This is a genomic window from Streptococcus mitis, assembly GCF_022137125.1.
Lineage (GTDB): Bacteria > Bacillota > Bacilli > Lactobacillales > Streptococcaceae > Streptococcus > Streptococcus mitis_CE.
On the sequence record NZ_JAKNEQ010000003.1, the window covers coordinates 18,303 to 44,333 of the forward strand.

A 26,031-nucleotide genomic window follows, 5' to 3' on the forward strand; every position below is an offset into this window, starting at 1 on the left:
TCATGGTATAATAGATGGTAACCGTAACGTTGCCGTCTTTTTTGTCGGCCAATAGAAAGAGAAGAGAATGTTAAAGAAAAATGATATTGTAGAAGTTGAAATTGTTGATTTGACCCATGAAGGTTCAGGCGTGGCCAAGGTGGATGGTTTGGTATTTTTTGTAGAGAATGCTTTACCGAGTGAAAAAATCCTTATGAGGGTTCTCAAGGTCAATAAAAAGATTGGCTTTGGGAAGGTTGAAGAATACCTTGTCCAGTCACCACACCGTAATCAAGATCTAGATTTGGCTTACCTGCGTTCAGGAATCGCTGATTTAGGTCATCTTGCCTATCCAGAACAGCTCAAATTTAAAACCAAGCAAGTTAAGGATAGTCTATATAAGATTGCTGGAATTGATGATATAGAGGTTGCTGAAACTTTAGGTATGGAACATCCAGTCAAGTACCGCAATAAGGCGCAGGTCCCTGTTCGTCGAGTGAATGGTGTCTTGGAAACAGGATTTTTCCGTAAAAATTCCCATGACCTCATGCCTCTAGAAGATTTCTTTATCCAAGATCCTGTGATTGATGAGGTAGTAGTAGCCCTACGCGACTTGCTCCGTCGTTATGATTTGAAACCTTATGATGAAAAGGAACAATCTGGCTTGATTCGAAACCTTGTGGTGCGTCGCGGACATTATTCAGGTCAAATTATGGTTATTTTGGTAACAACTCGTCCCAAAGTTTTTCGTGTGGAGCAATTGATTGAACAACTAATCAAGCAGTTCCCAGAGATTGTGTCTGTTATGCAAAATATTAATGACCAGAACACTAATGCTATTTTTGGTAAGGAATGGCGTACGCTTTATGGTCAAGACTATATTACCGACCAAATGTTGGGAAATGACTACCAAATCGCTGGTCCCGCTTTTTACCAAGTCAATACTGAAATGGCTGAAAAACTTTATCAAACAGCCATTGACTTTGCTGAATTAAAAAAAGATGACGTGGTTATTGATGCCTATTCTGGTATCGGGACGATTGGCCTCTCTGTTGCGAAACATGTCAAAGAAGTTTATGGTGTTGAAGTAATTCCAGAAGCGGTTGAGAATAGCAAAAAGAATGCTCAGCTGAACAATATTTCAAACGCCCACTATGTCTGTGACACAGCTGAAAATGCCATGAAGAATTGGCTTAAGGAAGGAATTCAACCAACCGTTATCTTGGTTGATCCTCCACGCAAGGGATTAACCGAAAGCTTTATCAAAGCAAGCGCCCAAACAGGAGCAGACCGTATTGCCTATATCTCCTGCAATGTCGCGACTATGGCGCGTGATATCAAGCTCTACCGAGAATTAGGATATGAATTGAAGAAAGTACAACCAGTGGATCTGTTTCCTCAAACGCATCATGTTGAGGCGGTAAGTTTGCTAGTCAAGGAGTAAAACGACGAAGATTAGCATTTACTTCCGCCCATGCGATAGCTGTCCGTGATTGACAAGTGCTAGCACGCAGACAGAACGGAGATAGCGAACCGCTGAGTGTGTTGCTCTGCTCGTAAAAACCTAGAAACCTTTGAATGAAAGGGATAATGAAAAGCCTTGATTGCAATGCTTTTTGTATTGGAGTGGGGAAGTATCAGAGTGAGAAAATTTTTGGAATGAATAGAAGTGATAGCTAGAAATTATCAGTTTCTATTTCCATTTACCCTGTGGGTACGTGTTTGTTTCCATTGACAAGGAGTTTGTGGGAATAGAAATGTACCCACCTTGTTTGAATCAAGTGAAGTGTAGTTGAAGGAAATCTGTTGAAAGCAATACTTCATTTTACCGAATAAGTAATAATTTAGGCAACTTCAAATCGATTAAAAAAAACTATTTTAAAGGTTAAGAGTAGACAAAAATTGTCCACTCTTTTTTGCAAACTCAATTTATCAATAAATGAAATGAGGGAATGTAAAATGAAATATTTTGAGGTTGAGTTAGAAAATCCTGATGAATTTTTAAAACTACAAACAGAAGATTTTGTGAAAGCTAATCGCTTGCTACTAAGGAAGATAATCCAGAGCGTTACAGTCTATGAAGAAAACTTCGTCATATCCTTTAAATCTGGCATCGAATTGGAAGTATGAGTCTCATTCCATAACTTTTATATTGAACATATCATCTTGTTGTGTTATACTATAAATTGATATAAACAAAGATGTAGGAGGAACCGAAACTATGACAGCCTCAATGCGTTTAAGATAAGCTGGCAATAAAAAAAGCAGAATCTATACCCGATGATAGGCTTTTTTGTTGTGCTTATTTATACGATATTGAGCATTCATTAGTTACGGTGAGGATATTGGTTATTTAACTATACCTTTATTTAACTATGTCTTTAATATGAATGTTTCCAAATTGTATGTATGCAGACCAAAAGCCACATTGTGGGGTTTGGCCTGCATTTTTTATTGCCTAGAATGCTATTCAAAATAGAAATTCAAGCAAAATAATATGCAGGAGATAATATAAATGGAAAAATACAACAATTGGAAACGAAAATTTTATGCAATATGGGCAGGGCAAGCAGTATCATTAATCACTAGTGCCATCCTGCAAATGGCGATTATTTTTTACCTTACAGAAAAAACAGGATCTGCGATGGTCTTGTCTATTGCTTCATTAGTAGGTTTTTTACCCTATGCGATTTTGGGACCTGCCATTGGTGTGCTAGTGGATCGTCATGATAGGAAGAAGATAATGATTGGTGCCGATTTAATTATCGCAGCAGCTGGTGCAGTGCTTGCTATTGTTGCATTCTGTATGGAGCTACCTGTCTGGATGATTATGATAGTATTGTTTATCCGTAGCATTGGAACAGCTTTTCATACCCCAGCACTCAATGCGGTTACACCACTTTTAGTACCAGAAGAACAGCTAACGAAATGCGCAGGCTATAGTCAGTCTTTGCAGTCTATAAGCTATATTGTTAGTCCGGCAGTTGCAGCACTCTTATACTCCGTTTGGGATTTAAATGCTATTATTGCCATCGACGTATTGGGTGCTGTGATTGCATCTATTACGGTAGCAATTGTACGTATACCTAAGCTGGGTAATCAAGTGCAAAGTTTAGAACCAAATTTCATAAGGGAGATGAAAGAAGGAGTTGTGGTTCTGAGACAAAACAAAGGATTGTTTGCCTTATTACTCTTAGGAACACTATATACTTTTGTTTATATGCCAATCAATGCACTATTTCCTTTAATAAGCATGGAACACTTTAATGGAACGCCTGTGCATATTTCTATTACGGAAATTTCCTTTGCATTTGGGATGCTAGCAGGAGGCTTATTATTAGGAAGATTAGGGGGCTTCGAAAAGCATGTATTACTAATAACAAGTTCATTTTTTATAATGGGGACCAGTTTAGCCGTTTCGGGAATACTTCCTCCAAATGGATTTGTAATATTCGTAGTTTGCTGTGCAATAATGGGGCTTTCGGTGCCATTTTATAGCGGTGTGCAAACAGCTCTTTTTCAGGAGAAAATTAAGCCTGAATATTTAGGACGTGTATTTTCTTTGATCGGAAGTATCATGTCACTTGCTATGCCAATTGGGTTAATTCTTTCTGGATTCTTTGCTGATAAAATCGGTGTAAATCATTGGTTTTTACTATCAGGTATTTTAATTATTGGCATTGCTATAGTTTGCCAAATGATAACTGAGGTTAGAAAATTAGATTTAAAATAAACAATATTGGAGGAATATTTATGTATCTTATTTTCATGTAACTCTTCCTGCTAAAATCGCAGGGTTTTCCCTGCATACAAGCAAATGAAAGCATGCGATTATAGACAGGAGGAAATGTTATGGAATTAATATTAAAAGCAAAAGACATTCGTGTGGAATTCAAAGGACGCGATGTTTTAGATATAAATGAATTAGAAGTATATGATTATGACCGTATTGGTTTAGTAGGAGCAAATGGTGCTGGAAAAAGCACTTTACTCAGGGTACTTTTAGGAGAATTAACTCCCCCAGGATGTAAAATGAATCGTCTGGGTGAACTTGCCTATATTCCCCAGTTGGACGAAGTAACTCTGCAGGAGGAAAAAGATTTTGCACTTGTAGGCAAGCTAGGTGTTGAGCAATTAAATATACAGACTATGAGCGGTGGTGAAGAAACAAGGCTTAAAATAGCACAGGCCTTATCGGCACAGGTTCATGGTATTTTAGCGGATGAACCTACGAGCCATTTAGACCGTGAAGGAATTGATTTTCTAATAGGACAGCTAAAATATTTTACAGGTGCACTGTTAGTTATTAGCCATGACCGCTATTTTCTTGATGAAATAGTAGATAAAATATGGGAACTGAAAGATGGCAAAATCACTGAGTATTGGGGAAACTATTCTGATTATCTTCGTCAGAAAGAGGAAGAACGTAAGAGCCAAGCTGCAGAATACGAACAATTTATTGCGGAACGTGCCCGATTGGAAAGGGCTGCGGAGGAAAAGCGAAAACAGGCTCGTAAAATAGAACAGAAGGCAAAAGGTTCTTCAAAGAAAAAAAGTACTGAAGACGGAGGGCGTTTAGCTCATCAAAAATCAATAGGAAGTAAGGAAAAAAAGATGTATAATGCTGCTAAAACCCTAGAGCACAGGATTGCGGCCTTAGGAAAAGTAGAAGCTCCGGAAGGCATTCGCAGAATTCGTTTCAGGCAAAGTAAAGCATTGGAGCTCCATAATCCATACCCTATAGTCGGTGCAGAAATTAATAAAGTATTTGGGGATAAGGCTCTGTTTGAAAATGCATCTTTTCAAATTCCGTTAGGAGCAAAAGTGGCGTTAACTGGTGGTAATGGAATCGGAAAAACAACTTTAATCCAAATGATCTTAAACCATGAAGAAGGAATTTCTATTTCGCCTAAGGCAAAAATAGGTTACTTTGCACAGAATGGTTACAAGTACAACAGTAATCAGAATGTTATGGAGTTTATGCAGAAGGATTGTGACTACAATATATCAGAAATTCGTTCAGTGCTAGCATCTATGGGGTTCAAACAGAACGATATTGGAAAAAGTTTATCTGTTTTAAGCGGTGGAGAAATTATAAAATTGTTGCTTGCTAAAATGCTCATGGGTAGATATAACATCCTAATAATGGATGAACCCAGTAACTTCCTTGACATACCAAGTTTAGAGGCTTTGGAAATACTAATGAAGGAGTACACCGGAACTATCGTGTTTATCACCCACGATAAACGATTACTCGAAAATGTAGCAGATGTAGTTTATGAAATTAGAGATAAGAAAATAAATCTGAAACATTAAATTTAAGGTAGTCGCTGGTCAGTATAGTCTGTTCTGGTTGGCGACTCCATTGTTAAAGAGTATAAAGACTTTAGATTTTATGAATATTAAAAATAGGAACAGTCAATTGAACTGCTCCTATTTTTCTGCTAAATATATTGTAGTTTTCTTATATGTATAATGATAGATTAGCGGATTCTCATCTACGGTACTTACTTCAAATATGAAGAAGTGATCGCGGTTATCTCTGGACTTTTCCTTATTGAGGACAAAGTAATTCTTACGTGAAGTCGCCATTGTTTTTAGGATATCATCAGTTAGGAAGGTCAATGGAATATTCATGTTAGAGTAGCGGTAGAAGTCACGTTCAAAATCTTGGTAGCTCTCGCTATAATAGTCCATTTGTAGGTGATTACGCTGAAACTCAAGCTGATTCATAGAGCACCTCCTCGACAAGTTCAATACTAATAATGTCTTTTAATTTCAAATTGATGTGACCTGTTGTAGTTTTTATCAAAATGAAATCTTTGGTCAGACTTGGTATTGTTCCAGTGTAGGAAACACGCTTGTTTTTTTCAATCACTTGAATGCGTGTGCGTAGCTGCCCGGCGTATACTTGACTGAGGAGTAATAATTTCTTCTCTAGTGACAAATCTGACATGTACGTTACTTTGTTTGTATCATCAGAGAGTGCTGATGTATGCTCAGATAGGAAAAAGCCCATCCATTTTTGCATCTTTGTATCCTGGTACTCTCTTGCTGACTGAAATGGTAAGGATGAACGGTCAATCATTTTAATCCCTCCAATCCACCAGCGGAATGACCGCCAATAAGTTTACTGCGTTCAATATTTTAGGAACCTTCAGTTAGGACGGTTCCTTTTTGTATGGCTAAAAAGCCAAACTGTTCTCTGACAACATCAATAGCTGTCTGAAGTCTATTTTCTTTTTCAATTTCTTCTACATCATGCAAAATGAGGACAACCCTTTTACTACCAAGGTGTTCTGTGCAGAATGCGGTTCAGCTTTTGGACGTAAGAACTGGACGACCAGTCGTGGCAAACGTAAAGTTTGGCAGTGTAACAACCGTTATAAGGTAAAGGGACAGATTGGTTGTCAGAATAACCATATCGATGAGGGAACACTAGAGAAAGCTGTAATGATGGCAGTTAAACTACTGAGTGAGAATATGGATTTGTTGCATGGAAAGTGGAATAAGATCTTGGAAGAAAACCAGTTATTAGAAAAGCATTACAGTGTGTTACTGGCTGAATTGATAAATAAGGAGTGTTGGGAATATGATTCCTTTGAGATGTGTCAGGTACTAGATAGTATTTTGATTTCGGAGGATGGACAGATAACCGTTAGATTTTTGGAAGGAACAGAAGTTGATTTATAAGGCTGTAGGCATAGTATAGTTCACTATGTTTGCAGCCTTTTTTCTTGTTTAGTGGTATAATTATATGTAGGATTTTTTAATATCGGTTACTTTTTATGAATTAACCAAAAAACTAAAATGGAGTTGTTTTATAATGAGATATTCTGAAGAAGCATTACAATCATGGATTAAGCCGTTATCTGCCACTGAAGAAACACGGGTTGAAAATACTATTGGAATGATTAAAGATGCAATAGAAAGGAGTGGGCTCTCTTCAAAGTATGAATATGAAATTTTTGCCCAAGGTTCTTATGCAAATAATACGAATGTAAAGAAAAATAGCGACATTGATATCTGTATCATGGTGAAATCTTTATTTTATTGTGAGTATGTAGATGGGTTATCGGACCTAGACTATAATTACTCTAGTAGCAGCACCAATGCTAATGTATTTAAAAACGAAGTGATTAAAGCGTTAATTTCAAAATTTGGTGCAGAATCAGTTTCTATTGGCAATAAGTGTATCAATATTAATTCTAACTCATATCACGTAAATGCAGATGTAGTCCCATGTTTTCAATATCGAAATTATAGATATATTGGTAGCAGGTCATCTGAAAAATTTGTTGAAGGCATCAAATTTTTTACCTCAAACGGAAATTATGAAGTAATTAATTATCCTAAAGTTCATATACAAAATGGTATCTCTAAGAATAAATCTACTCACTATAAATATAAATATTTAGTTAGGATTATGAAGCATATTAAGAACGAGATGCAGGAGCTAGGATTGACAAACGAACGCATTTCTTCATATTTGATAGAATGTTTGGTCTGGAATATACCTGAACAGATGTTTTTCAATAGTAATAGCTACACAGGGTTGTTACAGCAAGCGTTATATTACATAGTGTCTCAAGTGAATTTAAATTGGGTTGAAGTAAGTGGAATGTATTACCTTTTTCGTTCAGAGCAGAAATGGAATTTACAGGATACAAAAACTTTTTTAGTTAGAATGATTGAATTTTTGGATTATAAATAAAACTTATGAATGAACAGCAGAAAAAATTTTTGAATATTACAATATGGGTTTTTGCAATTTGCTTGTTATTAAGATTGTTAATAAGTGGCCAAGAGATTGCAGTGAATCTTAAATCTGATATTTTGGCATTGGTATATTCAGCCATTGGGTATATTGGTGAAGCTATATCAGTTACAGCAATTATTATGGCTATTTTTGAAAAAACAGCATGGCGGTGGCCATTACTATCTAAGATTCATAATGTTCCAATTTTATTTGCGAATTATGTAGGTAGTTTCAAGACGGACTATGATCAGAATGAAAGAAATTGTGAACTTACTATTGAACAGTCATTTACGACTATTAAAGTTAAGTTTAAAACGGGTGAAAGTTCGAGCCATAGCATTACAGCATCAATTATCAATGATAATGGAACACAAAAATTAATTTATACATATTTAAATAGCCCAAGGGCTGAATTGCAAAGTCCTATACATTATGGGACGGTAATTCTTGATATTGATAATCCAAATCAACTAGAAGGAAATTATTATACTAATCGAGGAACCAAAGGTTCAATGAGTTTTGAGATAAACAACCCTTCTCGCTAGTTGGATTTGTAAAGATTTAAATAAAGAAAGAAGAACTAACTATCGGAAACTTGGCATAGATGTAACAATACTGTATATTAACGAAGCCGTAAATACTCGCATTAGTTACGTTTAATAGTTTAATACGGATATTCAGCAGCTTTGATTTCGTTTCACAGTATAGGTAGTAACCGTCAAGACATGTGGAGGCGGTAGTTTTGATGTCAAAAGTTGCAACCAGTGAATAAATGAAGTGTAGAAAATAAAGGCTTGTTCAATTCAATATATAATGAATTACCGGCACCCAAACCAAAGAAAAAGAAATAATTAAATTAGAAGTTGAAGGGGGGAAGAATGAGAATCGGAGTTATTCAAGCAAGTTCGCAAGCGACCAAAAATCAAATAATCTATGATGCTGTATTAAAGTATGCTCCAAAGAAATCTGAGGTTATAAATTTTGGCTGTACGATGGAAGAAAATGAAAAATACTCGTATATAGAAATTTCTATTCTTATAGGTATCTTGTTGGCAAGTAGGACAGTTGATTTCGTTGTTACGGGCTGTTCTTCCGGACAAGGAATGATGCTTGCTTGTAATAGTATGCCTGATGTCATTTGCGGATATGCACCTACACCGAATGATGCCTATTTATTTGCTCAGATTAATAATGGAAATGCGATATCATTACCATTAGGTGAAAATTATACATGGTCAGGTACTGAAAATCTTGAAAGAACAATAGAAGCTCTTTTCTCGGAGCCATTTGGACAAGGATACCCCAAAAGTGAGGCAGAGAGAAAGGTAAGAGATGCTGAGAAACTTAAAGAAATAAGAAGAATCGGGCAGGTTCAGTTTGAAGAATTCGCAAATGTACTAGATATATCATTGTTTGAATCAATCAAGAGGAAACAGAATGTAATTCAGAATGTAAAGGCGTATGGGAAGAAAGAAATAGCTGATTTAATGAAATGAGTAAATCACAGTTTGTCGGGGTAATACCTTTTAACGATAACCTTATGCTATCGTCAAAAGGTTTATAGACATGTTCCCACATACATGTTCACTTGGCATACATAGTGTTCACTCGTTTTATGTCGAGTGTGTGGTACTGCTTTTAAGAGCTGATTGAACAAGGAAAATTAGCTAGTGAAAGTCCTACAGTAAGGAGTTTAAACATGAAATTCCATGAATTTGGTAATAAGAATTTGCCTCCTATTTTACTGATACATGGTGGTGGCAGTTCTTGGTGGAATTATCTTCGTCAAGCACGAATCCTGTCAGAAGAATACCGTATTATTCTACCCACTTTGAATGGCCACGGAGAGGAATATCAACTTGATTATGTTTCTACTGAAGATTCTGCTTTGGAGATTCTAGACTATATCAAAGCAAACTGTGGTGGGAAATTGTTTGCAATCGGTGGTGTTTCACTTGGTGGTCAAATTGTCATGGAGCTTTTGTCTTTAGACAGTGAAATTGCTGAGAAGGCCATTATAGACGGAAGCCTCTGTATTCCTCAACCAATGTTATCTAAAATCAGCATCTTTCTAGTGTCTCTATTTGGTAAACTGATGTTCAATAAATTCTCTTGCAAACTTCAGTTAAGCATGATGAACAAACTCTATCCTAAACTAGCTTATTCAAAAGAAATAAAAGCTTATTATTTGGAGGATCTTCCAAGGACGCCTGTCAAAATATTGGTGACCATTTACAAAAACTATATGGGGCATTACAAGCTGAAAGATATGATTTCTGCTAGCAAGGCTCATGTTCTGTATATCTATGGTGAAAAAGAATTGAACTGTGTGAAAGAATCAGCGAAATTATTTCATCAGCTACATGCAAATACAATTTTGTATGAAGCAAAGGGCTATAATCACGGCTATTTGTCAGCTTACCTACCTCAAGAGTGGATTGATTTGGTGGCACCATTTTTAAAGAGTTAACCATTGGGAATGTGTAATAAATCTGATATGTCACAAGGAGGAATCTTATGCTAGGAGCAATTATTGGAGATATTGTCGGTTCTGTTTACGAATGGAACAATATCAAAACGAAGGACTTTCCTTTATTTAGTGATGACTGTTTTTTCACTGATGATACGGTTATGACCTGTGCTGTCGCAGAAGCAATCATGAATGGTGGGCAAAAGAATGACTTTATTGACGCCATGAAGAAATATGGCAGAATGTATCCGGATGCTGATTATGGTGCTCGGTTTAATGCATGGCTAAACAGCGATAACCGTGATCCTTATAATAGCTTTGGGAATGGTTCGGCTATGCGTGTTTCTCCATGCGCTTGGTCTATGGATTGTAGTTTTTATGCGAGAACCGGAATGTGGCCATCATCTAGAGGACTTGCGAGTCTTTCTGCAGAGGTAACTCATAATCATCCAGAAGGTGTCAAAGGTGCTATGGCTACAGCTGATGCTATCTTTCTATGTCGTTTTTACTTTGGTGGTCATTGTAGAGAGCACGAGCAACCAATTAACGACAATCCTACAGAGTGTAAAAGACGGATTAAGGATTATATAGAGAAGACATACGGCTACAATCTATCTCAAACTTTAGATGAAATCCGCCCTAACTATCGTTTTAACGAAACATGTCAGGGAACTGTCCCTCAAGCCATTATTGCCTTTCTTGAAAGTACAGACTTTGAAGATGCGATAAGAAATGCTATCTCACTTGGTGGCGACAGTGATACTCTCGCTGCAATCACTGGAAGCATAGCTGAGGCGGCATATGGTATTCCTGACTGGATAAAGGAACAGGCCTTTTCTTACTTGGATGAATCCTTAAAGGATGTAGTTATGCGATGGGAAAATAGAATAAACGCGTTTTAATCTCCAGTACGTCAGATTTCTCTTTTCTGTATTTTCATTGTATAATGGGAGTACATTTAATTGCATTTGATGAAATATAAACATTTCTTATGAATATTAAGGAGAAAATTAATGAAAAAAGCAATGCTAATTATAAACCCTACTTCTGGTGGGGAAAAGGCCTTGGATTACAAAGAAAAGCTGGAGAATAAAGCAAAAGAATACTTTGAGCACGTGGAAACCAAAATTACCGAAAAAGCGCAGGATGCAACACATTTTGCTGAGGAGGCTTCACGTGAGAAGTACGATGCAGTGGTTGTGTTTGGTGGAGATGGAACTGTCAACGAAGTCATTTCGGGTATTGCTGAGAGAGACTACATTCCTAAGTTAGGGATTATCCCAGGTGGGACGGGTAACCTCATTACGAAACTCTTGGAAATCAATCAAGACATCGATGGCGCTATTGATGAACTGGATTTCAACTTAACCAATAAGATTGATATCGGAAAAGCGAATGACAATTATTTTGGTTATATCTTTAGTATCGGTTCACTTCCTGAGGCGATTCACAATGTTGAAATCGAGGACAAGACAAAATTCGGTATTTTAGCCTATGCTGTAAATACCATGAAGTCCGTTATAACGGATCAGGTCTTTAACATTAAGGTTGAGACAGAAAATGGAAATTATGTTGGTGAAGCTAGCCATGTTTTGGTTCTTTTGACAAATTACTTCGCTGATAAGAAAATTTTTGAAGAAAATAAGGATGGCTATGCCAACATTTTGATTCTGAAAGATGCTTCTATATTCTCTAAATTATCCGTTATTCCTGATTTGCTAAAAGGAGATGTTGTCGGCAATGATAATATTGAGTATATCAGAGCGCGTAATATTAAGATCTCTTCAGATAGTGAATTGGAGTCTGATGTTGACGGCGATAAATCGGATAACCTACCTGTGGAAATCAAAGTCCTAGCTCAACGAGTAGAAGTGTTTTCAAAACCGAAAGAGTAGAAGGTAAAAATTAGTTTATTATTCACAACGAAATTAAGTTCTATATCAACGATTGGAGGAGGAATGAATTCTCTATTTGATGAATTTCGAACAATTTGTTCTCATTTAAACCAAGTTGGAATCACTCCGACGCTCATGGGTTCCTTGGGTTTTGAATACCGTTCAAATGATGAATGGAGGCCGTCTGACATTGACATTCATGTGCCTGGTGATCCTAGAGGTTGGGAAGCACCTGATCATCTCAGAATTTATGAGTGGGACAAGATAATGAAAGTGATGAAACACTTAGGCTATGCCTTAATAGATATTCATGAGCATGAATTCAAAAAAGATGGTCTGAGTGTTGAATTCGGAAGTATCGATTCTTTACCTGATTTTGCAGGAGTTTCGGAATCGGATATAGAGCTGATTCATCTCGAAAACATCACTTTTCGCGTTCCAAGTTTAGAACAGTATTTAAGTATTTACAAGGCTTCTTCCCAAGATTCTTATCGAAATGAGCACAATAACAATAAGGATTTTAAAAAAATTGAGTGGCTGGAAAGATATTTGTAAATCATCATTTAAAAAGTAGCAAGTTGTAAGACTGGCTGCTTTTTTATTTATAGAACCAAACCACTAGAATCTACGGACAAGCCTTGAAAATAAAATACGAAAGTAGTATACTAGAATCACAATTATGAAAACGTTTGCGTCGCAAATGCAACCAAGTAAATCAGGAGACAAATTGATGGAATTAAGCGCTATTTACCATAGGCCTGAGTCGGAGTATGCCTATCTTTATAAGGATAAGAAGCTTCATATTCGGATTCGAACTAAGAAAGATGACATTGAAAGCATCAACTTGCATTATGGTGACCCTTTTATCTTTATGGAGGAGTTTTATCAGGATGTAAAGGAAATGGCCAAGATAACTTCTGATGCCATCTTTGACTATTGGCAGGTTGAAGTGTCAGTTGATTTTGCACGTATCCAGTATCTCTTTGAACTCAAGGATACAGAAGGTCAAAGTATTTTGTATGGCGATAAAGGGTGTGTGGAAAATTCTCTAGAAAATCTTCATGCCATTGGGAATGGATTTAAGTTGCCCTATCTTCATGAGATTGATGCATGTCAAGTGCCAGACTGGGTTTCAGATACGGTATGGTATCAGATATTTCCTGAGAGATTTGCAAATGGAAATGCTCGATTAAACCCAGAAGGAACATTAGACTGGGATTCATCAAGCACACCTAAAAGTGACGATTTCTTTGGTGGTGATTTACAAGGCATTATTGACCATCTGGATTACTTGCAAGACTTGGGTATTACTGGACTGTATCTTTGTCCTATCTTTGAATCTACGAGCAATCATAAGTACAATACGACAGATTACTTTGAAATTGACCGTCATTTTGGAGACAAGGAGACCTTCCGGGAGCTGGTCGAGCAAGCTCATCAGCGTGGCATGAAAATCATGCTGGATGCGGTATTTAACCATATTGGTTCGCAATCTCCTCAATGGCAAGATGTTGTCGAAAATGGTGAGCAATCTGCTTATAAGGATTGGTTCCATATTCAACAATTCCCAGTGACAACTGAAAAGCTAGTTAATAAGAGAGACTTACCTTATCATGCTTTTGGTTTCGAGGACTATATGCCTAAGCTAAATACAGCCAATCCAGAGGTCAAGAATTATCTTTTAAAGGTTGCGACTTATTGGATTGAAGAGTTTGATATCGATGCTTGGCGTTTGGATGTGGCTAATGAGATTGACCATCAGTTCTGGAAGGATTTTCGCAAGGCAGTTTTAGCTAAAAAGACTGATCTTTATATTTTAGGAGAAGTCTGGCATACGTCTCAGCCTTGGCTAAATGGCGATGAGTTCCATGCGGTCATGAATTATCCTTTATCTGATAGTATCAAGGATTATTTCTTACGAGGGCTTAAGAAGACGGACAAATTCATCGATGAAATCAATGGCCAATCTATGTATTACAAGCAGCAGATTTCAGAGGTCATGTTTAATCTCTTGGATTCGCATGATACAGAACGAATCTTGTGGAAGGCTAATGAGGATGTTCAACTGGTTAAATCAGCCCTAGCCTTTCTCTTTTTACAAAAGGGAACACCCTGCATCTATTATGGAACCGAGCTATCCTTGACCGGAGGACAGGACCCAGATTGTCGACGTTGTATGCCTTGGGAACGTGTATCAAGTGACAATGAGATGCTGAATTTCATGAAGCAGCTGATTAATATTAGAAAACAAGCGTCATCAACCATTCAGCATGGTAAGTATAGCCTAAAAGAAATCAAACCAGATCTAGTAGCTCTGGAATGGACATACGAAGGCCGAGTCCTTAAAGCGATCTTTAACCAATCAACAGAAGATTATATTTTCGAGAAAGAAGCAGTAGCACTAGCAAGCAATTGCCAAGAAATAGAGAATCAGCTTGTCATCTCTCCAAAAGGATTTGTGATTTTTCATTGAAGAGCAATTAAGAGTGACAGGAAAATTGTAGTATAGAGAGCATTTTACAAACAGACTATTTGTCGTCTTGCTACAAATGATATATAATTTAACTTAAAGAAAAAAGGAGGACTAATCGAATGGAATTAAAAGATTTTACAGAAAAAGAACAGGAAATGATTAAGAAGGGGCTTACGACGTCTAAGATTAGTGACAAGGAAACTGCTGAGAAGATTCTTGCTCTAGTACCACAAGACTTGATTAAGCGAATCCCATTTTTCGTCAGAAAACATGCTACAACACGTACGATTAAACGTATTTCAATTGAACACCCTGAACTCTACGCTGCAGCTCAAACAAGTGGTGAAATTCCAGAAAAAGAACGCGAAGAATTGCGTCAAATTATCACGACTATCTTTGAACAAAAGATGAATAAGCATAGTATTAAGTAATTGGATGAAGACATTTTTTATTGGCGGTTTGGGAAGCAATGTCTATCATAGCAAGGATTTTCTTCAAGAACTAAATTCGCAGGTTTACTTTCTAAATCCATATGAAAAGCATCTTCGAGATGAAACAGAATTGAAATCATGGTTTAAAAATGAGATTGTAGAGGAAGAATCTATCTGTCTGATAGGACATTCTCTTGGAGGAGATTTGGCGCGTTATCTTGCATCGGAATTTTATGAAGTGACAAAACTGATTCTTTTGGATGGTGGCTATCTAGATTTAGATAAGATTTTATCTTTAGATACAGAGTTAGAGGAAACTAAAAACTATATTGAATCTCAAGTCGTTTCAGACTTAGCTCTTCTTATTTCTAAAGAAAAATCTGAAGCAAAGCATTGGTCAGAAAATATGGAGAAAGCCGTAAGACAGTCATATCACTGGAATTCTAAGTATAATAGATATGAGTTAGCTATAAAATATGAAAATATAGAAGCGATACTCCGCCTACGGAGGAAAATACAAGCTTTTAAGAGAGAAGTGGGAGATACCTTGTTTATCAGTCCTCGCTATCCTAATGAAGCTACATGGAGAGAGGACGCCCTAAAAGAATTGCCAGACTATTTTGATACTATTTTTCTAGAAAACGTTAGCCATGAGCTTTATACTGAAGCACCCAAAGAAATCGCTAGTCTAATTAATGAGTGGTTTTCTTATACTCATTGAGCTACTTGTATTACTTAAAATGTTTTAAAATTTAAATCTACAAATCATTATTACTCATATAACAAAAAACGAACAGGCTCTTTTTCTGTCATTCAGAAGAGAACTTGTTCGTTTTTATCTTGCTTTTTTAAAACACGCGATACACATAGGGATTCTCTGGTTTATCGACTTTGGTAAAACTATCGATTTCCAAGGTTGGGAGGTTTTGTTTGAGTTCTTTATGATAGTGATTGAACAGTTTTCCTTTGGCTGTTATCCAGGTATTATTCTCATACTGACGGGTATTTCCCTTGGTCAGCAATCCATAGACACCAGAATCTGCGATACAATGGATAATGCCGAAGCGGAATAGAAATTGGCTATTGGCATGACTGGGGTCGTTATAGACAAATCCTGTGAACTGGACTGTCTTGCCCTCAAACTCATCTGGATAGTCGTAGATAGCCTCCATGACTTCCATATAGTTTTCGTTGGTGATCTGAATACTATCTTGGGACAAGTATTTATCCGCCGCAGTTCGCATCTCCTTTTCATAGGCTGTTTTTGAAAAATAAGAACTGGTATCTGGTTTCAAATATTGGCTTGTCGTCCCTTCACTTGTCTGAATGGCTTGATCCGTGCCTTCTGATAAGGGGAATTGATAGCCTTTGGCAGAAACGGTCTGAGAATCCAAGCTAACAGTTGGAAAAGTTAAACCGACGACAATTGGAATGGCAAGAAGAGCAATACTAGTTCCTTTAGATAATCGGCTATTCAGATGACTGTGGGTTTTGACTTGCTTCATCCAGATATACAGCTGGACGATTGCCAAGATAAAGGAAAGCACCATGGAAATATAGGCCAGATAGGAATAGTGCATGTTGATGTACTGGTTTAATTTGCCGGACAGATGGAGATAAATAGTCAATTCAAAATAGCCAGCTAAAACTAAAAATCGAATCATAGGACGACTCCAATCAAGAGAGAATATACTAAGACAACGAGTGTCACAATCGTAATGAACTGACTGATAAATCGTGCTTTCAAGTAATTTTTCATCATGAGAATATTTTTGATATCCAGCATTGGGCCAATTACGAGAAAGGCCAAAACTGGTGCTAAGCCGAAACTCGAGAGAAGAGAAGATCCGATAAAAGCATCAGCCTCACTACAGAGAGAAAGAAGAAAGGCTAAAATCATCAAGAGCAGGATGGCAAAAAGAGGGGTTGCACTGATAGAGGTCAGAATCCGTGTCGGAACATAGACCTGTATAACAGAGGCAAAGAGACAGCCAAATACCAAATAACGCCCCGTATCAAAAAATTCATCAATGGCCTGCACAAAGACCTGAAAAACTTTTTTTGCAGAGCTCAAGTGAGAAAAATCATGCTCATGACAAGCCAACCGATCTTCTTTTTGAATCGGTTCTTGCCAGAAAAATCCTAGAAAAATCCCAAGTATCACAGCCACAACGATGGAACCCAGAGCTCGCAATAGGGCGATATGGAAGGAGTTGCCAAAGGCAGAATAGGTCGCAAAGAGAACAATGGGATTGATAACAGGTGCTGTCACAAGAAAGGGAACGGCTGTGTAACTGGGAACCTTTTTTTCCAGAAAACGATTGATAATGGGGACGATTCCACATTCACAAGAAGGGAAAAGCATCCCGACAAAGGTCCCAAAAAAGATTCTCCCCCAACGATTTCGAGGGAGAAAATGATAAACCTTTTCAGGTGTGATATAAACCTCAATCAGCCCTGAAACAATACTTCCTATCAGAACGAAGGGTAGGGCTTCAATGATTATAGAGAGAAAAATAGCCCCAGTCTGAAGCACACTAGAAGGGAGTTGTTGGAAAGCAGTCATCTAGTTTTTCTTTTCTGCTTTGGCTTTTTTCTCTTTGTCATCAGGGAAAGTGACCTGCTTCAAATCAGGGAGTTTCGCAAACTCTTCAAACATCTTGTCCAAGTCGTCTCGTTTTGTAAATTTTACAGCCATATGTGTACCTCGATTCTAAATTCTATCTCTATTATACTATTATTTTAAGGAAAAGGGAAAAGTTAAAATTGAGTATCTAACGAATAATAGAGCTTGATATATCCTGATATACACTATGATTGTGATATAATAGTTGTGGAATAACGGAGGAAATGATGGATCATGAAACAATCGGTCAGGTTACCGATGAAGTAAAAGAAATTTTTGATATTGTTCTTGAAGCGAGCGACATAAAGGTCAACAAAGACGGTTTGAGAAGCCATATGATAAAACGCCATCACAATGATGTGATTCATCATATTGAAGACCTGGAACTCATACTAAGGAACCCAGATTTCGTCGGGGTCAATCCACGAGAGAAAGACGCCAGTTTCGAATATGTAAAAAGATTTGATGATAATGTTCTTGTTTCCATCAAGTTACATAAAAGTGGAGATTTCTTTTATGTTCTGACCATGTATCGCTTACAAGATTTCAAGTTACAAAGTCGTATTAAGTCTGGGTAGATTGAGAAAGCTTGACAAAAAAATAGATAGTGCTAGAATAACATTAACGAAAGACATTTGAGGGCAGAAAGGTTCCTGCCGCACCTTGAAGAAGGTATCTGAGATGCTGGGTACACCGACCAGCCAAATGTCCGTTATTTCAAAGGAGGGGCTTAAATGCTCCTTTTTTATTTAAAATTTCAAAATAGATTATCCCCACCGCAGACTCTGTCTTGCGGTTTTTTATTTTTCAAAAACACGCATTTTGGACGATTAGAAATAGAAATCTAAATGCTATTCTTCACCACAACAATTAGGATAAATAATTTTTAACACGAGGGCTCTCCTTTCACCAAATTTGAGTCTGCCGATCCCTTGGCTATCCTTTCCTTTCACAAACGAGTCGCTTATTCAATTATAAGTTTACGTGCTCCTAGTCACAGTCAGTTGTGCTTGATGGAAAGAATGACACCTATAAAAATGCGAGGTAGTGACTATACCACTCACTTATTCACCACCCCGTGATTTGTAGTAGTGATAGGCTTTCTCGCTATTATTATAAAACAAAATAAAGAGCACAACACTTTTTCATTCTGTGTTGTGCCTTGAGTGAAACGAAAGGAATTAATTATAAAAGTTTAAAAAGTCAATGTGTTATTCCAGGTCAGGAACATCTTCCAGAACTGGCTATTATGTCTGATCCATTAAATGCTTTTGATGTCATGGAGTGGTAAAAAAAGGTGGCAATGCTCTCTAAGTACAAGTTATTGCACTATAGAATATAAATCTATTCCCCACATATTGTTTTTAAATACTGTAAGAGCTAATTTGAAACGTTTAGCTTATGGTATAATAGATTCATGGATAAAAAATATGAAAAAATCTCCCAGGATTTGGGAGTGACGTTAAAGCAAATTGATACTGTTCTAAGTTTGACAGCTGAAGGGGCGACTATTCCCTTTATTGCGCGTTATCGCAAGGATATGACTGGTAGTTTGGATGAGGTGACAATTAAGGCCATTATCGACTTGGATAAAAGCCTGACAAATCTCAACGACCGTAAGGAAGCTGTCTTAGCTAAGATTCAAGAACAAGGCAAGTTGACCAAGGAATTGGAAGAAGCTATCTTAGCTGCCGAAAAATTAGCAGACGTTGAAGAACTCTATCTTCCTTACAAGGAAAAGCGTCGGACTAAGGCAACCATTGCCCGTGAAGCTGGACTCTTTCCTCTTGCTCGCTTGATTTTGCAGAATGTAACTGACTTAGAGAAGGAAGCTGAAAAGTTCGTCTGTGAAGGATTTGCGACTGGCAAGGAAGCCTTAGCTGGTGCAGTTGATATCTTGGTCGAAGCCTTATCGGAGGATGTCAATTTACGTGCTATGACTTATCAGGAAGTGCTGAGACACTCTAAACTCACTTCTCAAGTCAAGGATGAAAGTCTCGATGAAAAGCAGGTTTTTCAGATTTATTATGATTTTTCAGAGACAGTTGGAAATATGCAGGGTTATCGTACCTTGGCCCTCAATCGTGGGGAGAAGCTAGGTGTCTTGAAGGTCGGTTTTGAACATGCGACGGACCGTATTCTTGCCTTCTTTGCTACTCGTTTCAAGGTGAAAAATGCTTATATTGATGAAGTGGTTCAGCAATCCGTTAAGAAAAAAGTCTTGCCTGCTATCGAGCGCCGTATTCGGACAGAATTAACCGAAAAAGCAGAAGAAGGGGCTATCCAACTCTTTTCTGACAATCTGCGAAATCTCCTCTTGGTTGCTCCGCTGAAAGGGCGTGTGGTTCTAGGATTTGACCCTGCCTTTCGTACAGGTGCCAAGCTAGCTGTCGTGGATGCAACAGGAAAAATGCTGACAACTCAGGTCATTTATCCTGTCAAACCAGCCTCTGCTCGTCAAATCGAAGAAGCCAAGAAAGATTTGGCAGACTTGATTGGTCAATACGGCGTGGAAATTATTGCTATCGGAAATGGGACGGCCAGTCGTGAAAGCGAAGCCTTTGTGGCAGAAGTTCTTAAAGATTTTCCTGAGGTCAGCTATGTTATCGTCAATGAAAGTGGTGCTTCTGTCTATTCTGCCAGTGAACTAGCTCGTCAGGAGTTTCCAGACTTGACCGTTGAAAAACGCTCTGCTATTTCTATTGCCCGTCGCTTGCAAGATCCCCTTGCTGAATTGGTCAAAATCGATCCTAAGTCAATCGGTGTCGGTCAATATCAGCATGATGTCAGTCAAAAGAAATTGTCTGAAAGTCTGGACTTTGTCGTCGATACCGTGGTGAACCAAGTCGGTGTCAATGTCAATACAGCCAGCCCAGCTCTTCTTTCCCATGTCGCTGGACTCAACAAAACTATTTCTGAAAATATTGTCAAATACCGTGAGGAAGAAGGAAAAATCACTTCACGCGCTCAAATCAAGAAGGTTCCTCGTCTGGGAGCCAAGGCTTTTGAGCAGGCTGCTGGTTTCCTCCGTATCCCAGAAAGTAGCAATATCCTTGATAATACAGGAGTTCACCCAGAAAATTACGCTGCTGTCAAGGAACTTTTCAAACGCTTGGATATCAAAGACTTGAACGAAGAAGCCCAAAGCAAACTCAAGTCCCTATCAGTCAAAGATATGGCGCAAGAGCTAGACCTTGGTCCTGAAACCCTTAAAGATATCATTGCCGACCTTCTCAAACCAGGTCGAGATTTCCGTGATTCCTTTGACGCACCTGTGCTTCGCCAAGATGTCCTAGATATCAAGGACTTAGTGGTTGGTCAGAAGCTAGAGGGTGTGGTGCGTAATGTAGTTGACTTTGGTGCCTTCGTTGACATTGGAATTCACGAGGACGGCTTGATTCACATTTCGCATATGAGTCGCAAGTTTATCAAACATCCTAGCCAAGTGGTGTCCGTCGGAGATTTGGTGACCGTTTGGGTTAAGAAAATTGATACTGAACGTGAAAAAGTCAATCTGTCGCTCCTAGCTCCAGATGAATCTAACTGATTACGTCAAGCAAGTTTCACTAGAAGACTTCGGCAGACCTTTTATCCATCATGCCCAGTGGAATAGGCGTCTACGTTCGACAGGTGGGCGATTTTTCCCCAAAGATGGGCATTTGGATTTCAACCCAAAGGTTTATCAGGAATTGGGTCTGGATGTTTTTAGGAAAATTGTCCGACATGAACTCTGTCATTATCACCTCTATTTTCAAGGGAAGGGCTATCAACACAAGGATCGAGATTTTAAGGAACTGTTGAAAGCAGTGGATGGATTACGGTTTGTACCAACCTTGCCAAATAGTAACTCTAAACCACTCAAGCTTTATCGTTGTCAATCCTGCCAGCAAAGGTATCATCGCAAGCGTAGGATTGATACTAAACGCTATCGCTGTGGACTTTGTCGAGGTAAATTGCTACTTATAAATCAGCCTGAGGACTGATGAAAGCCGAGCCTACCCGTGATATACTATGTCTAACCTAGCAGAAAGAGGAAAAATCATGAACAGTAAATTTTATAAAATGAGACGAAATCGCATGATTTCAGGAGTTCTGGCAGGTCTGTCAGACAAGTGGAACTTTGATGTTACCCTTGTTCGTTTCTTGTTTGCCATTTTTACAGTTGCAAACTTTGGACTTGGCGTGATTATCTATATCATCCTAGCTTCTATCATGCCAACCAAGGAAGAAATCGAAGCAGAAATGTACGGAACAGGCCCACGTAAACGCAAAGAAGCCCAAGCTATTGAAGAAAATGATGGATGGTTTTGGTGAGGTAGAAACAGTTATTTTACTGTTAGTCTATGAATTCGACTAATCTATTTTAAAATTTCTGAACCCTTGTATCTGCAAGGGTTTTCTTCTTACTTTCTTTTTATGGTAAAATATTTTTAATAAAATATCTACATTTCCCCCAATCTTACAAAAATGTAAGATTAAAGTCTTTTTTGTAAGGTTAGGTTATGGCAAGCGGTCTTTTTTTGATGTAAACTAGACTCATAAAGAACAAAGGAGTAACATCATGAAACAAATCTTACAGAAGAAAACAAAACAACCAAACCACAAAGATATTGAGCGCGTTCAACTTGGATGTGCTATGATGCAAGCGACATTTCATTTGATGGGATATTAAGAAAGGAGATTCTCATGACACTTTTAGATGTAAAACACGTTCAAAAAATTTATAAAACTCGTTTTCAGGGCAACCAAGTAGAAGCCCTCAAGGATATTCACTTTACCGTCGAAAAGGGTGACTACGTTGCCATCATGGGTGAGTCTGGTTCTGGTAAATCAACTCTTCTCAATATTCTAGCTATGCTGGATAAACCAACTCGTGGACAAGTTTACTTGAATGGAATTGACACCGCAACCATTAAAAATTCACAGGCTTCTAGCTTCCGTCGTGAAAAGCTGGGCTTTGTCTTCCAAGACTTTAACTTGCTAGATACTCTGTCTGTTAAGGACAATATCTTGCTTCCGCTTGTCTTGTCAAGGAGACCTATTACGGAGATGATGAAGAAATTGGTGGTGACAGCTGAGAATCTAGGCATCAACCAATTGCAAGAGAAGTACCCTTACGAAATTTCAGGTGGTCAGAAACAGCGTGTAGCAGTAGCCCGCGCCATCATCACAGAACCTGAAATTCTCCTTGCGGATGAGCCAACAGGAGCCCTTGATTCCAAGTCATCTGCAGCCTTACTTGATGTTTTTGATGAAATCAATGAGCGCGGCCAAACCATTCTCATGGTAACCCACTCCACAGCAGCAGCTAGCAGAGCCAAGCGCGTGCTCTTTATCAAAGACGGCATTCTTTACAATCAAATCTACCGTGGAGAGAAGACAGAGCGTCAGATGTTCCAAGAAATCTCTGATACCTTGACTGTCATGGCAAGCGAGGTGAATTAGTATGTTTCGATTAACCAATAAGTTAGCGGTATCGAACTTGATTAAAAACCGCAAACTCTACTATCCTTTTGCGCTGGCTGTTCTCTTGGCAGTCACTGTCACCTATCTCTTTTACTCTCTAACCTTCAATCCCAAGATTGCTGAAATCCGTGGAGGAACAACCATTCAGGCTACACTTGGATTTGGTATGTTTGTCGTCACCCTTGCGTCAGCCATTATCGTCCTCTATGCCAATAGTTTTGTCATGAAGAACCGTTCCAAGGAACTAGGAATTTATGGCATGTTGGGCTTGGAAAAGCGTCATCTTATCAGTATGACCTTTAAGGAGTTAGTGGTATTTGGGATTCTAACTGTTGGAGCGGGTATCGGTATTGGAGCCTTGTTTGATAAGTTAATTTTCGCTTTCTTGCTCAAACTGATGAAATTGAAGGTTGAGCTGGTCGCTACCTTCCAAATGAATGTTGTCATTGCAGTACTTGTTGTCTTTGGATTGATTTTCCTAGGCCTCATGTTCCTGAATGCCCTTCGAATCGCCCGTATGAATGCCCTCCAGCTTTCTCGTGAAAAAGCTAGTGGTGAGAAAAAAGGTCGTTTCCTACCTCTACAAACTATTCTTGGTTCCATAAGTTTAGGGATTGGCTACTATCTTGCCCTTACTGTAAAAGATCCTCTCACAGCCCTAACAACCTTCTTCCTAGCTGTTTTACTGGTTATCTTTGGTACTTATCTATTGTTTAATGCAGGAATTACCGTTTTCCTCCAAATCTTAAAGAAAAATAAGAAATACTATTACCAACCAAATAACCTTATCTCAGTCTCTAACTTGATTTTCCGTATGAAGAAAAATGCAGTTGGATTAGCAACAATCGCTATTTTGTCAACAATGGTCTTGGTTACCATGTCTGCAGCGACAAGCATTTTCAATGCTTCAGAATCCTTTAAAAAAGTGATGAATCCGCATGACTTTGGCATTACTGGACAAAATGTTGAAAAAGAAGATTTGGACAAACTCTTGAGCCAGTTTGCAAGTGACAAAGGTTATAGTGTCAAAGAGAAAGAAGTGCTTCGTTACAGTAACTTTGGTATTGCAAATCAAGAAGGAACCAAGTTAACCATTTTTGAAAGGGGACAAAATCGTGTCCAACCTAAAACAGTCTTCATGGTATTTGACCAAAAAGACTATGAAAATATGACTGGTCAGAAGCTTTCTCTATCAGGCAATGAGGTCGGCCTCTTCGCTAAGAATGATGGACTGAAAGGACAGAAAGCTCTAACTCTAAATAACCATCAATTTTCTGTAAAAGAAGAATTTAATACAGATTTTATTGTGAACCATGTCCCAAATCAGTTTAATATTTTTACTACTGATTACAATTACCTTGTTGTTCCTAATTTGCAAGCATTTTTAGACCAATTCCCAGATTCGGCTATCTATAATCAGCTTTACGGTGGTATAAATGTAAATATCAGTGAAGAAGAACAACTCAAAGTCGCTGAAGAATATGAAAAATACTTACAAAAGTTTAATGCTCAATTAAACACTGAAGGTAGCTATGTGTATGGTAGCAATCTAGCAGATGCTAGTGCTCAAATGAGTGCCCTCTTTGGTGGTGTCTTCTTTATCGGTATTTTCCTATCCATTATCTTTATGGTCGGAACCGTTCTGGTCATCTATTACAAACAAATTTCTGAAGGCTATGAAGACCGTGAGCGCTTTATTATCTTGCAGAAAGTCGGTTTAGATCAAAAGCAAATCAAGCAAACCATCAACAAACAGGTTTTAACTGTTTTCTTCCTTCCTTTGCTTTTTGCCTTCATACATCTAGCCTTTGCCTACCATATGCTTAGTCTGATTTTAAAAGTGATTGGTGTAATAGATACGAATATGATGTTGATTGTGACCTTGTCTATCTGCGCTATCTTCCTCATCGCCTATGTGCTGATTTTCATGATTACTTCAAGAAGTTATCGCAAGATTGTCCAAATGTAAAAAAAGATACCTCGACTTCAAAATCGAGGTATTTCTTATGTTCTAAATGCTGAAAAGTTGTCCGAGCAGGAAGGTAACTCCCATGGTCAAGAGGCCAATAGCTAGGTTCCGAATCATAGCTGTTTTGGTTGGTGCTTTTCCAAGTCTGGCACTAGTGTAACCAGTGAGAAGAAGGGCCACACCGACGATAAGGACGGTAGCAGGGATACGGTATTCACTTGGGAAAATGGTAATTGAAAGCATGGGTGGTAAGCTACCAAGGAAAAAAGAAATAAAGCTAGAGATAGCAGCATGCCATGGATTGGTAAACTCTTCATACTCTATCCCATATTTTTCCTCTACCAAAGCCTTGAGCGGATTATTTAAAAAGGCTTTGTTGGTCAAGAGTTGAGCAGAGGTTTCACATTCTCCATTTTGGATATAGGCTGCATAGAGAGACTTTTTGGCTAGTTCCATATCTTGGTCTAGCAAGACTTGCTCACGCGCAACGGCTGCTTCCTCGGTATCTTTTTGAGTTGAAACAGATACATATTCTCCACCAGCCATCGAAAAGGCACCAGCTAAGATAGCTGCAAATCCTGATAAAAAGATAATCCAGATATTACTCGTAGCACTAGCAACCCCGATAACCACACCAGCAATGGAAATAATTCCATCATTGGCACCAAGAACACCCGCACGCAGGATATTTAAACGACCTGCAAAATTTGAATCGATTTCGTGATTTGTTTCTGACATACTATTCTCCTTTTTATCCAGTATAAAGGAAAAATATAGGGAAATCAATCTTTTAAAAGTATCTGAAAAAAGTTGCACGATTTTAATGATATAAAAATGTCGACATCTTCTCTAATAGATCAAACACCGAGGGTAAAGTGTATAGAATATCATAAAGAATTTTAAATTAAATATGAAAATCATTTTGTTCACTTTATAATCGTTTACAAGAGAAAAGTTAGTATT

27 protein-coding genes and 2 pseudogenes are annotated in these 26,031 nt (G+C 38.1%); 22 read left to right on the top strand and 7 right to left on the bottom strand.

What is annotated here, in order from left to right:
• Positions 1-67 precede the first annotated feature (67 nt).
• From rlmD to msr(D), 4 genes are all read left to right on the top strand, one after another.
• Positions 68-1,423 (top strand): 23S rRNA (uracil(1939)-C(5))-methyltransferase RlmD, encoded by a 1,356-nt coding sequence (gene rlmD, locus L0P31_RS03780; RefSeq protein WP_238095839.1) that lies wholly within the window; start codon positions 68-70, stop codon positions 1,421-1,423.
• Positions 1,424-1,938: 515 nt separating this feature from the next.
• Positions 1,939-2,109, top strand: coding sequence for a hypothetical protein (locus L0P31_RS03785; RefSeq protein WP_000873143.1), 171 nt, complete (start codon positions 1,939-1,941; stop codon positions 2,107-2,109).
• A 385-nt stretch (positions 2,110-2,494) separates the two neighbouring features.
• Positions 2,495-3,712, top strand: coding sequence for a macrolide efflux MFS transporter Mef(A) (gene mef(A) / locus L0P31_RS03790; RefSeq protein ID WP_238095841.1), 1,218 nt, complete (start codon positions 2,495-2,497; stop codon positions 3,710-3,712).
• A gap of 119 nt (positions 3,713-3,831) precedes the next feature.
• Positions 3,832-5,295: an ABC-F type ribosomal protection protein Msr(D) gene (gene msr(D) / locus L0P31_RS03795; protein ID WP_000420313.1), complete on the top strand. Its 1,464-nt coding sequence runs from the start codon at positions 3,832-3,834 to the stop codon at positions 5,293-5,295.
• Positions 5,296-5,412: 117 nt separating this feature from the next.
• Here the strand turns inward: msr(D) and L0P31_RS03800 are convergent, their stop codons facing one another.
• The 3 genes and pseudogenes from L0P31_RS03800 to L0P31_RS03810 all read right to left on the bottom strand — a co-directional run.
• Positions 5,413-5,712, bottom strand: a complete 300-nt coding sequence (locus L0P31_RS03800; protein WP_001072467.1) for a DUF5960 family protein — start codon at positions 5,710-5,712, stop codon at positions 5,413-5,415.
• The gene (locus L0P31_RS03805; protein WP_238095843.1) at positions 5,699-6,067 is read right to left on the bottom strand and encodes a hypothetical protein; all 369 of its coding nucleotides are present in this window, start codon (positions 6,065-6,067) and stop codon (positions 5,699-5,701) included. Before L0P31_RS03805 ends, L0P31_RS03800 begins: the two co-directional genes overlap by 14 nt.
• Positions 6,064-6,249: pseudogene (locus L0P31_RS03810) on the bottom strand (Y-family DNA polymerase); the annotation flags it as partial. The gene L0P31_RS03805 and the pseudogene L0P31_RS03810, both read right to left, overlap by 4 nt.
• Before the next feature lie 24 nt (positions 6,250-6,273).
• Here L0P31_RS03810 and L0P31_RS03815 point away from each other — a divergent pair.
• From L0P31_RS03815 to L0P31_RS03870, 11 genes are all read left to right on the top strand, one after another.
• A complete protein-coding gene (locus tag L0P31_RS03815; RefSeq protein ID WP_004261296.1) occupies positions 6,274-6,672 on the top strand; it encodes a recombinase zinc ribbon domain-containing protein in 399 nt (132 codons plus the stop codon).
• A gap of 133 nt (positions 6,673-6,805) precedes the next feature.
• Positions 6,806-7,693: a nucleotidyltransferase domain-containing protein gene (locus L0P31_RS03820; protein ID WP_001270697.1), complete on the top strand. Its 888-nt coding sequence runs from the start codon at positions 6,806-6,808 to the stop codon at positions 7,691-7,693.
• A gap of 5 nt (positions 7,694-7,698) precedes the next feature.
• A complete protein-coding gene (locus L0P31_RS03825; RefSeq protein ID WP_001005371.1) occupies positions 7,699-8,283 on the top strand; it encodes a Cap15 family cyclic dinucleotide receptor domain-containing protein in 585 nt (194 codons plus the stop codon).
• A gap of 333 nt (positions 8,284-8,616) precedes the next feature.
• Positions 8,617-9,234 carry an RpiB/LacA/LacB family sugar-phosphate isomerase gene (locus L0P31_RS03835; protein WP_001219736.1) on the top strand — a complete coding sequence of 206 codons (618 nt, stop codon included), beginning with the start codon at positions 8,617-8,619 and terminating at the stop codon, positions 9,232-9,234.
• A gap of 203 nt (positions 9,235-9,437) precedes the next feature.
• Complete coding sequence (locus L0P31_RS03840) at positions 9,438-10,208, top strand: alpha/beta fold hydrolase (RefSeq protein WP_238095845.1); 771 nt, start codon at positions 9,438-9,440, stop codon at positions 10,206-10,208.
• Positions 10,209-10,255: 47 nt separating this feature from the next.
• Positions 10,256-11,110 (top strand): ADP-ribosylglycohydrolase family protein, encoded by an 855-nt coding sequence (locus tag L0P31_RS03845; RefSeq protein WP_238095847.1) that lies wholly within the window; start codon positions 10,256-10,258, stop codon positions 11,108-11,110.
• 111 nt (positions 11,111-11,221) lie between these two features.
• Entirely contained in the window at positions 11,222-12,103 is an 882-nt protein-coding gene (locus L0P31_RS03850) for a diacylglycerol/lipid kinase family protein (protein ID WP_238095849.1), read from the top strand.
• A 63-nt stretch (positions 12,104-12,166) separates the two neighbouring features.
• Complete coding sequence (locus L0P31_RS03855) at positions 12,167-12,658, top strand: phosphoribosylanthranilate isomerase (protein WP_238095851.1); 492 nt, start codon at positions 12,167-12,169, stop codon at positions 12,656-12,658.
• A 175-nt stretch (positions 12,659-12,833) separates the two neighbouring features.
• Positions 12,834-14,576 carry a glycoside hydrolase family 13 protein gene (locus L0P31_RS03860; protein WP_238095853.1) on the top strand — a complete coding sequence of 581 codons (1,743 nt, stop codon included), beginning with the start codon at positions 12,834-12,836 and terminating at the stop codon, positions 14,574-14,576.
• 119 nt (positions 14,577-14,695) lie between these two features.
• On the top strand, positions 14,696-15,007 hold the full coding sequence (locus tag L0P31_RS03865) for a hypothetical protein (protein ID WP_000420556.1): 312 nt from the start codon (positions 14,696-14,698) through the stop codon (positions 15,005-15,007).
• Between the two features lie 4 nt (positions 15,008-15,011).
• On the top strand, positions 15,012-15,728 hold the full coding sequence (locus tag L0P31_RS03870) for an alpha/beta fold hydrolase (protein ID WP_238095854.1): 717 nt from the start codon (positions 15,012-15,014) through the stop codon (positions 15,726-15,728).
• Positions 15,729-15,855: 127 nt separating this feature from the next.
• Here L0P31_RS03870 and L0P31_RS03875 read toward each other — a convergent pair whose 3' ends face one another.
• The 3 genes from L0P31_RS03875 to L0P31_RS09360 are packed head-to-tail and all read right to left on the bottom strand — an operon-like array spanning position 15,856 to position 17,705.
• On the bottom strand, positions 15,856-16,671 hold the full coding sequence (locus tag L0P31_RS03875) for a TIGR03943 family putative permease subunit (protein WP_238095856.1): 816 nt from the start codon (positions 16,669-16,671) through the stop codon (positions 15,856-15,858).
• Positions 16,668-17,573 carry a permease gene (locus tag L0P31_RS03880; protein ID WP_000123630.1) on the bottom strand — a complete coding sequence of 302 codons (906 nt, stop codon included), beginning with the start codon at positions 17,571-17,573 and terminating at the stop codon, positions 16,668-16,670. Before L0P31_RS03880 ends, L0P31_RS03875 begins: the two co-directional genes overlap by 4 nt.
• Positions 17,574-17,705, bottom strand: coding sequence for an SPJ_0845 family protein (locus L0P31_RS09360; protein WP_000268685.1), 132 nt, complete (start codon positions 17,703-17,705; stop codon positions 17,574-17,576).
• A 155-nt stretch (positions 17,706-17,860) separates the two neighbouring features.
• Here L0P31_RS09360 and L0P31_RS03885 point away from each other — a divergent pair, with 155 nt between their 5' ends.
• From L0P31_RS03885 to L0P31_RS03910, 7 genes and pseudogenes are all read left to right on the top strand, one after another.
• On the top strand, positions 17,861-18,211 hold the full coding sequence (locus L0P31_RS03885; protein ID WP_000349514.1) for a PBECR3 domain-containing polyvalent protein: 351 nt from the start codon (positions 17,861-17,863) through the stop codon (positions 18,209-18,211).
• Between the two features lie 608 nt (positions 18,212-18,819).
• Positions 18,820-18,947 (top strand): annotated as a pseudogene (locus L0P31_RS09495) (DUF1919 domain-containing protein); the annotation flags it as partial.
• Positions 18,948-19,050: 103 nt separating this feature from the next.
• On the top strand, positions 19,051-21,180 hold the full coding sequence (locus tag L0P31_RS03890; protein ID WP_238095858.1) for a Tex family protein: 2,130 nt from the start codon (positions 19,051-19,053) through the stop codon (positions 21,178-21,180).
• Positions 21,167-21,616 carry a SprT family protein gene (locus L0P31_RS03895; protein WP_084926556.1) on the top strand — a complete coding sequence of 150 codons (450 nt, stop codon included), beginning with the start codon at positions 21,167-21,169 and terminating at the stop codon, positions 21,614-21,616. The genes L0P31_RS03890 and L0P31_RS03895 overlap by 14 nt, the downstream gene beginning before the upstream one ends.
• A gap of 58 nt (positions 21,617-21,674) precedes the next feature.
• A complete protein-coding gene (locus tag L0P31_RS03900) occupies positions 21,675-21,947 on the top strand; it encodes a PspC domain-containing protein (RefSeq protein ID WP_033685104.1) in 273 nt (90 codons plus the stop codon).
• 372 nt (positions 21,948-22,319) lie between these two features.
• Entirely contained in the window at positions 22,320-23,078 is a 759-nt protein-coding gene (locus L0P31_RS03905) for an ABC transporter ATP-binding protein (protein WP_023947666.1), read from the top strand.
• Position 23,079: 1 nt separating this feature from the next.
• Positions 23,080-25,068 carry an ABC transporter permease gene (locus tag L0P31_RS03910; protein WP_238095859.1) on the top strand — a complete coding sequence of 663 codons (1,989 nt, stop codon included), beginning with the start codon at positions 23,080-23,082 and terminating at the stop codon, positions 25,066-25,068.
• Positions 25,069-25,110: 42 nt separating this feature from the next.
• Here L0P31_RS03910 and L0P31_RS03915 read toward each other — a convergent pair whose 3' ends face one another.
• The gene (locus L0P31_RS03915) at positions 25,111-25,806 is read right to left on the bottom strand and encodes a VIT1/CCC1 transporter family protein (protein ID WP_000005264.1); all 696 of its coding nucleotides are present in this window, start codon (positions 25,804-25,806) and stop codon (positions 25,111-25,113) included.
• Between the last annotated feature and the right edge of the window lie 225 nt (positions 25,807-26,031).

Coding starts and splice junctions, on each gene's coding strand:
- L0P31_RS03845 (WP_238095847.1), top strand. CDS start 10,256: ATGCTAGGAGCAATTATTGGAGATATTGTCGGTTCTGTTTACGAATGG.
- L0P31_RS03825 (WP_001005371.1), top strand. CDS start 7,699: ATGAATGAACAGCAGAAAAAATTTTTGAATATTACAATATGGGTTTTT.
- L0P31_RS03870 (WP_238095854.1), top strand. CDS start 15,012: ATGAAGACATTTTTTATTGGCGGTTTGGGAAGCAATGTCTATCATAGC.
- L0P31_RS03865 (WP_000420556.1), top strand. CDS start 14,696: ATGGAATTAAAAGATTTTACAGAAAAAGAACAGGAAATGATTAAGAAG.
- L0P31_RS03875 (WP_238095856.1), bottom strand. CDS start 16,671: ATGATTCGATTTTTAGTTTTAGCTGGCTATTTTGAATTGACTATTTAT.
- rlmD (WP_238095839.1), top strand. CDS start 68: ATGTTAAAGAAAAATGATATTGTAGAAGTTGAAATTGTTGATTTGACC.
- L0P31_RS03900 (WP_033685104.1), top strand. CDS start 21,675: ATGAACAGTAAATTTTATAAAATGAGACGAAATCGCATGATTTCAGGA.
- L0P31_RS03895 (WP_084926556.1), top strand. CDS start 21,167: ATGAATCTAACTGATTACGTCAAGCAAGTTTCACTAGAAGACTTCGGC.
- L0P31_RS03890 (WP_238095858.1), top strand. CDS start 19,051: ATGGATAAAAAATATGAAAAAATCTCCCAGGATTTGGGAGTGACGTTA.
- L0P31_RS03855 (WP_238095851.1), top strand. CDS start 12,167: ATGAATTCTCTATTTGATGAATTTCGAACAATTTGTTCTCATTTAAAC.
- L0P31_RS03805 (WP_238095843.1), bottom strand. CDS start 6,067: ATGATTGACCGTTCATCCTTACCATTTCAGTCAGCAAGAGAGTACCAG.
- L0P31_RS03785 (WP_000873143.1), top strand. CDS start 1,939: ATGAAATATTTTGAGGTTGAGTTAGAAAATCCTGATGAATTTTTAAAA.
- L0P31_RS03910 (WP_238095859.1), top strand. CDS start 23,080: ATGTTTCGATTAACCAATAAGTTAGCGGTATCGAACTTGATTAAAAAC.
- L0P31_RS03800 (WP_001072467.1), bottom strand. CDS start 5,712: ATGAATCAGCTTGAGTTTCAGCGTAATCACCTACAAATGGACTATTAT.
- L0P31_RS03820 (WP_001270697.1), top strand. CDS start 6,806: ATGAGATATTCTGAAGAAGCATTACAATCATGGATTAAGCCGTTATCT.
- L0P31_RS03850 (WP_238095849.1), top strand. CDS start 11,222: ATGAAAAAAGCAATGCTAATTATAAACCCTACTTCTGGTGGGGAAAAG.
- L0P31_RS03835 (WP_001219736.1), top strand. CDS start 8,617: ATGAGAATCGGAGTTATTCAAGCAAGTTCGCAAGCGACCAAAAATCAA.
- L0P31_RS03860 (WP_238095853.1), top strand. CDS start 12,834: ATGGAATTAAGCGCTATTTACCATAGGCCTGAGTCGGAGTATGCCTAT.
- L0P31_RS03880 (WP_000123630.1), bottom strand. CDS start 17,573: ATGACTGCTTTCCAACAACTCCCTTCTAGTGTGCTTCAGACTGGGGCT.
- L0P31_RS03905 (WP_023947666.1), top strand. CDS start 22,320: ATGACACTTTTAGATGTAAAACACGTTCAAAAAATTTATAAAACTCGT.
- L0P31_RS03885 (WP_000349514.1), top strand. CDS start 17,861: ATGGATCATGAAACAATCGGTCAGGTTACCGATGAAGTAAAAGAAATT.
- L0P31_RS03915 (WP_000005264.1), bottom strand. CDS start 25,806: ATGTCAGAAACAAATCACGAAATCGATTCAAATTTTGCAGGTCGTTTA.
- L0P31_RS03840 (WP_238095845.1), top strand. CDS start 9,438: ATGAAATTCCATGAATTTGGTAATAAGAATTTGCCTCCTATTTTACTG.
- L0P31_RS09360 (WP_000268685.1), bottom strand. CDS start 17,705: ATGGCTGTAAAATTTACAAAACGAGACGACTTGGACAAGATGTTTGAA.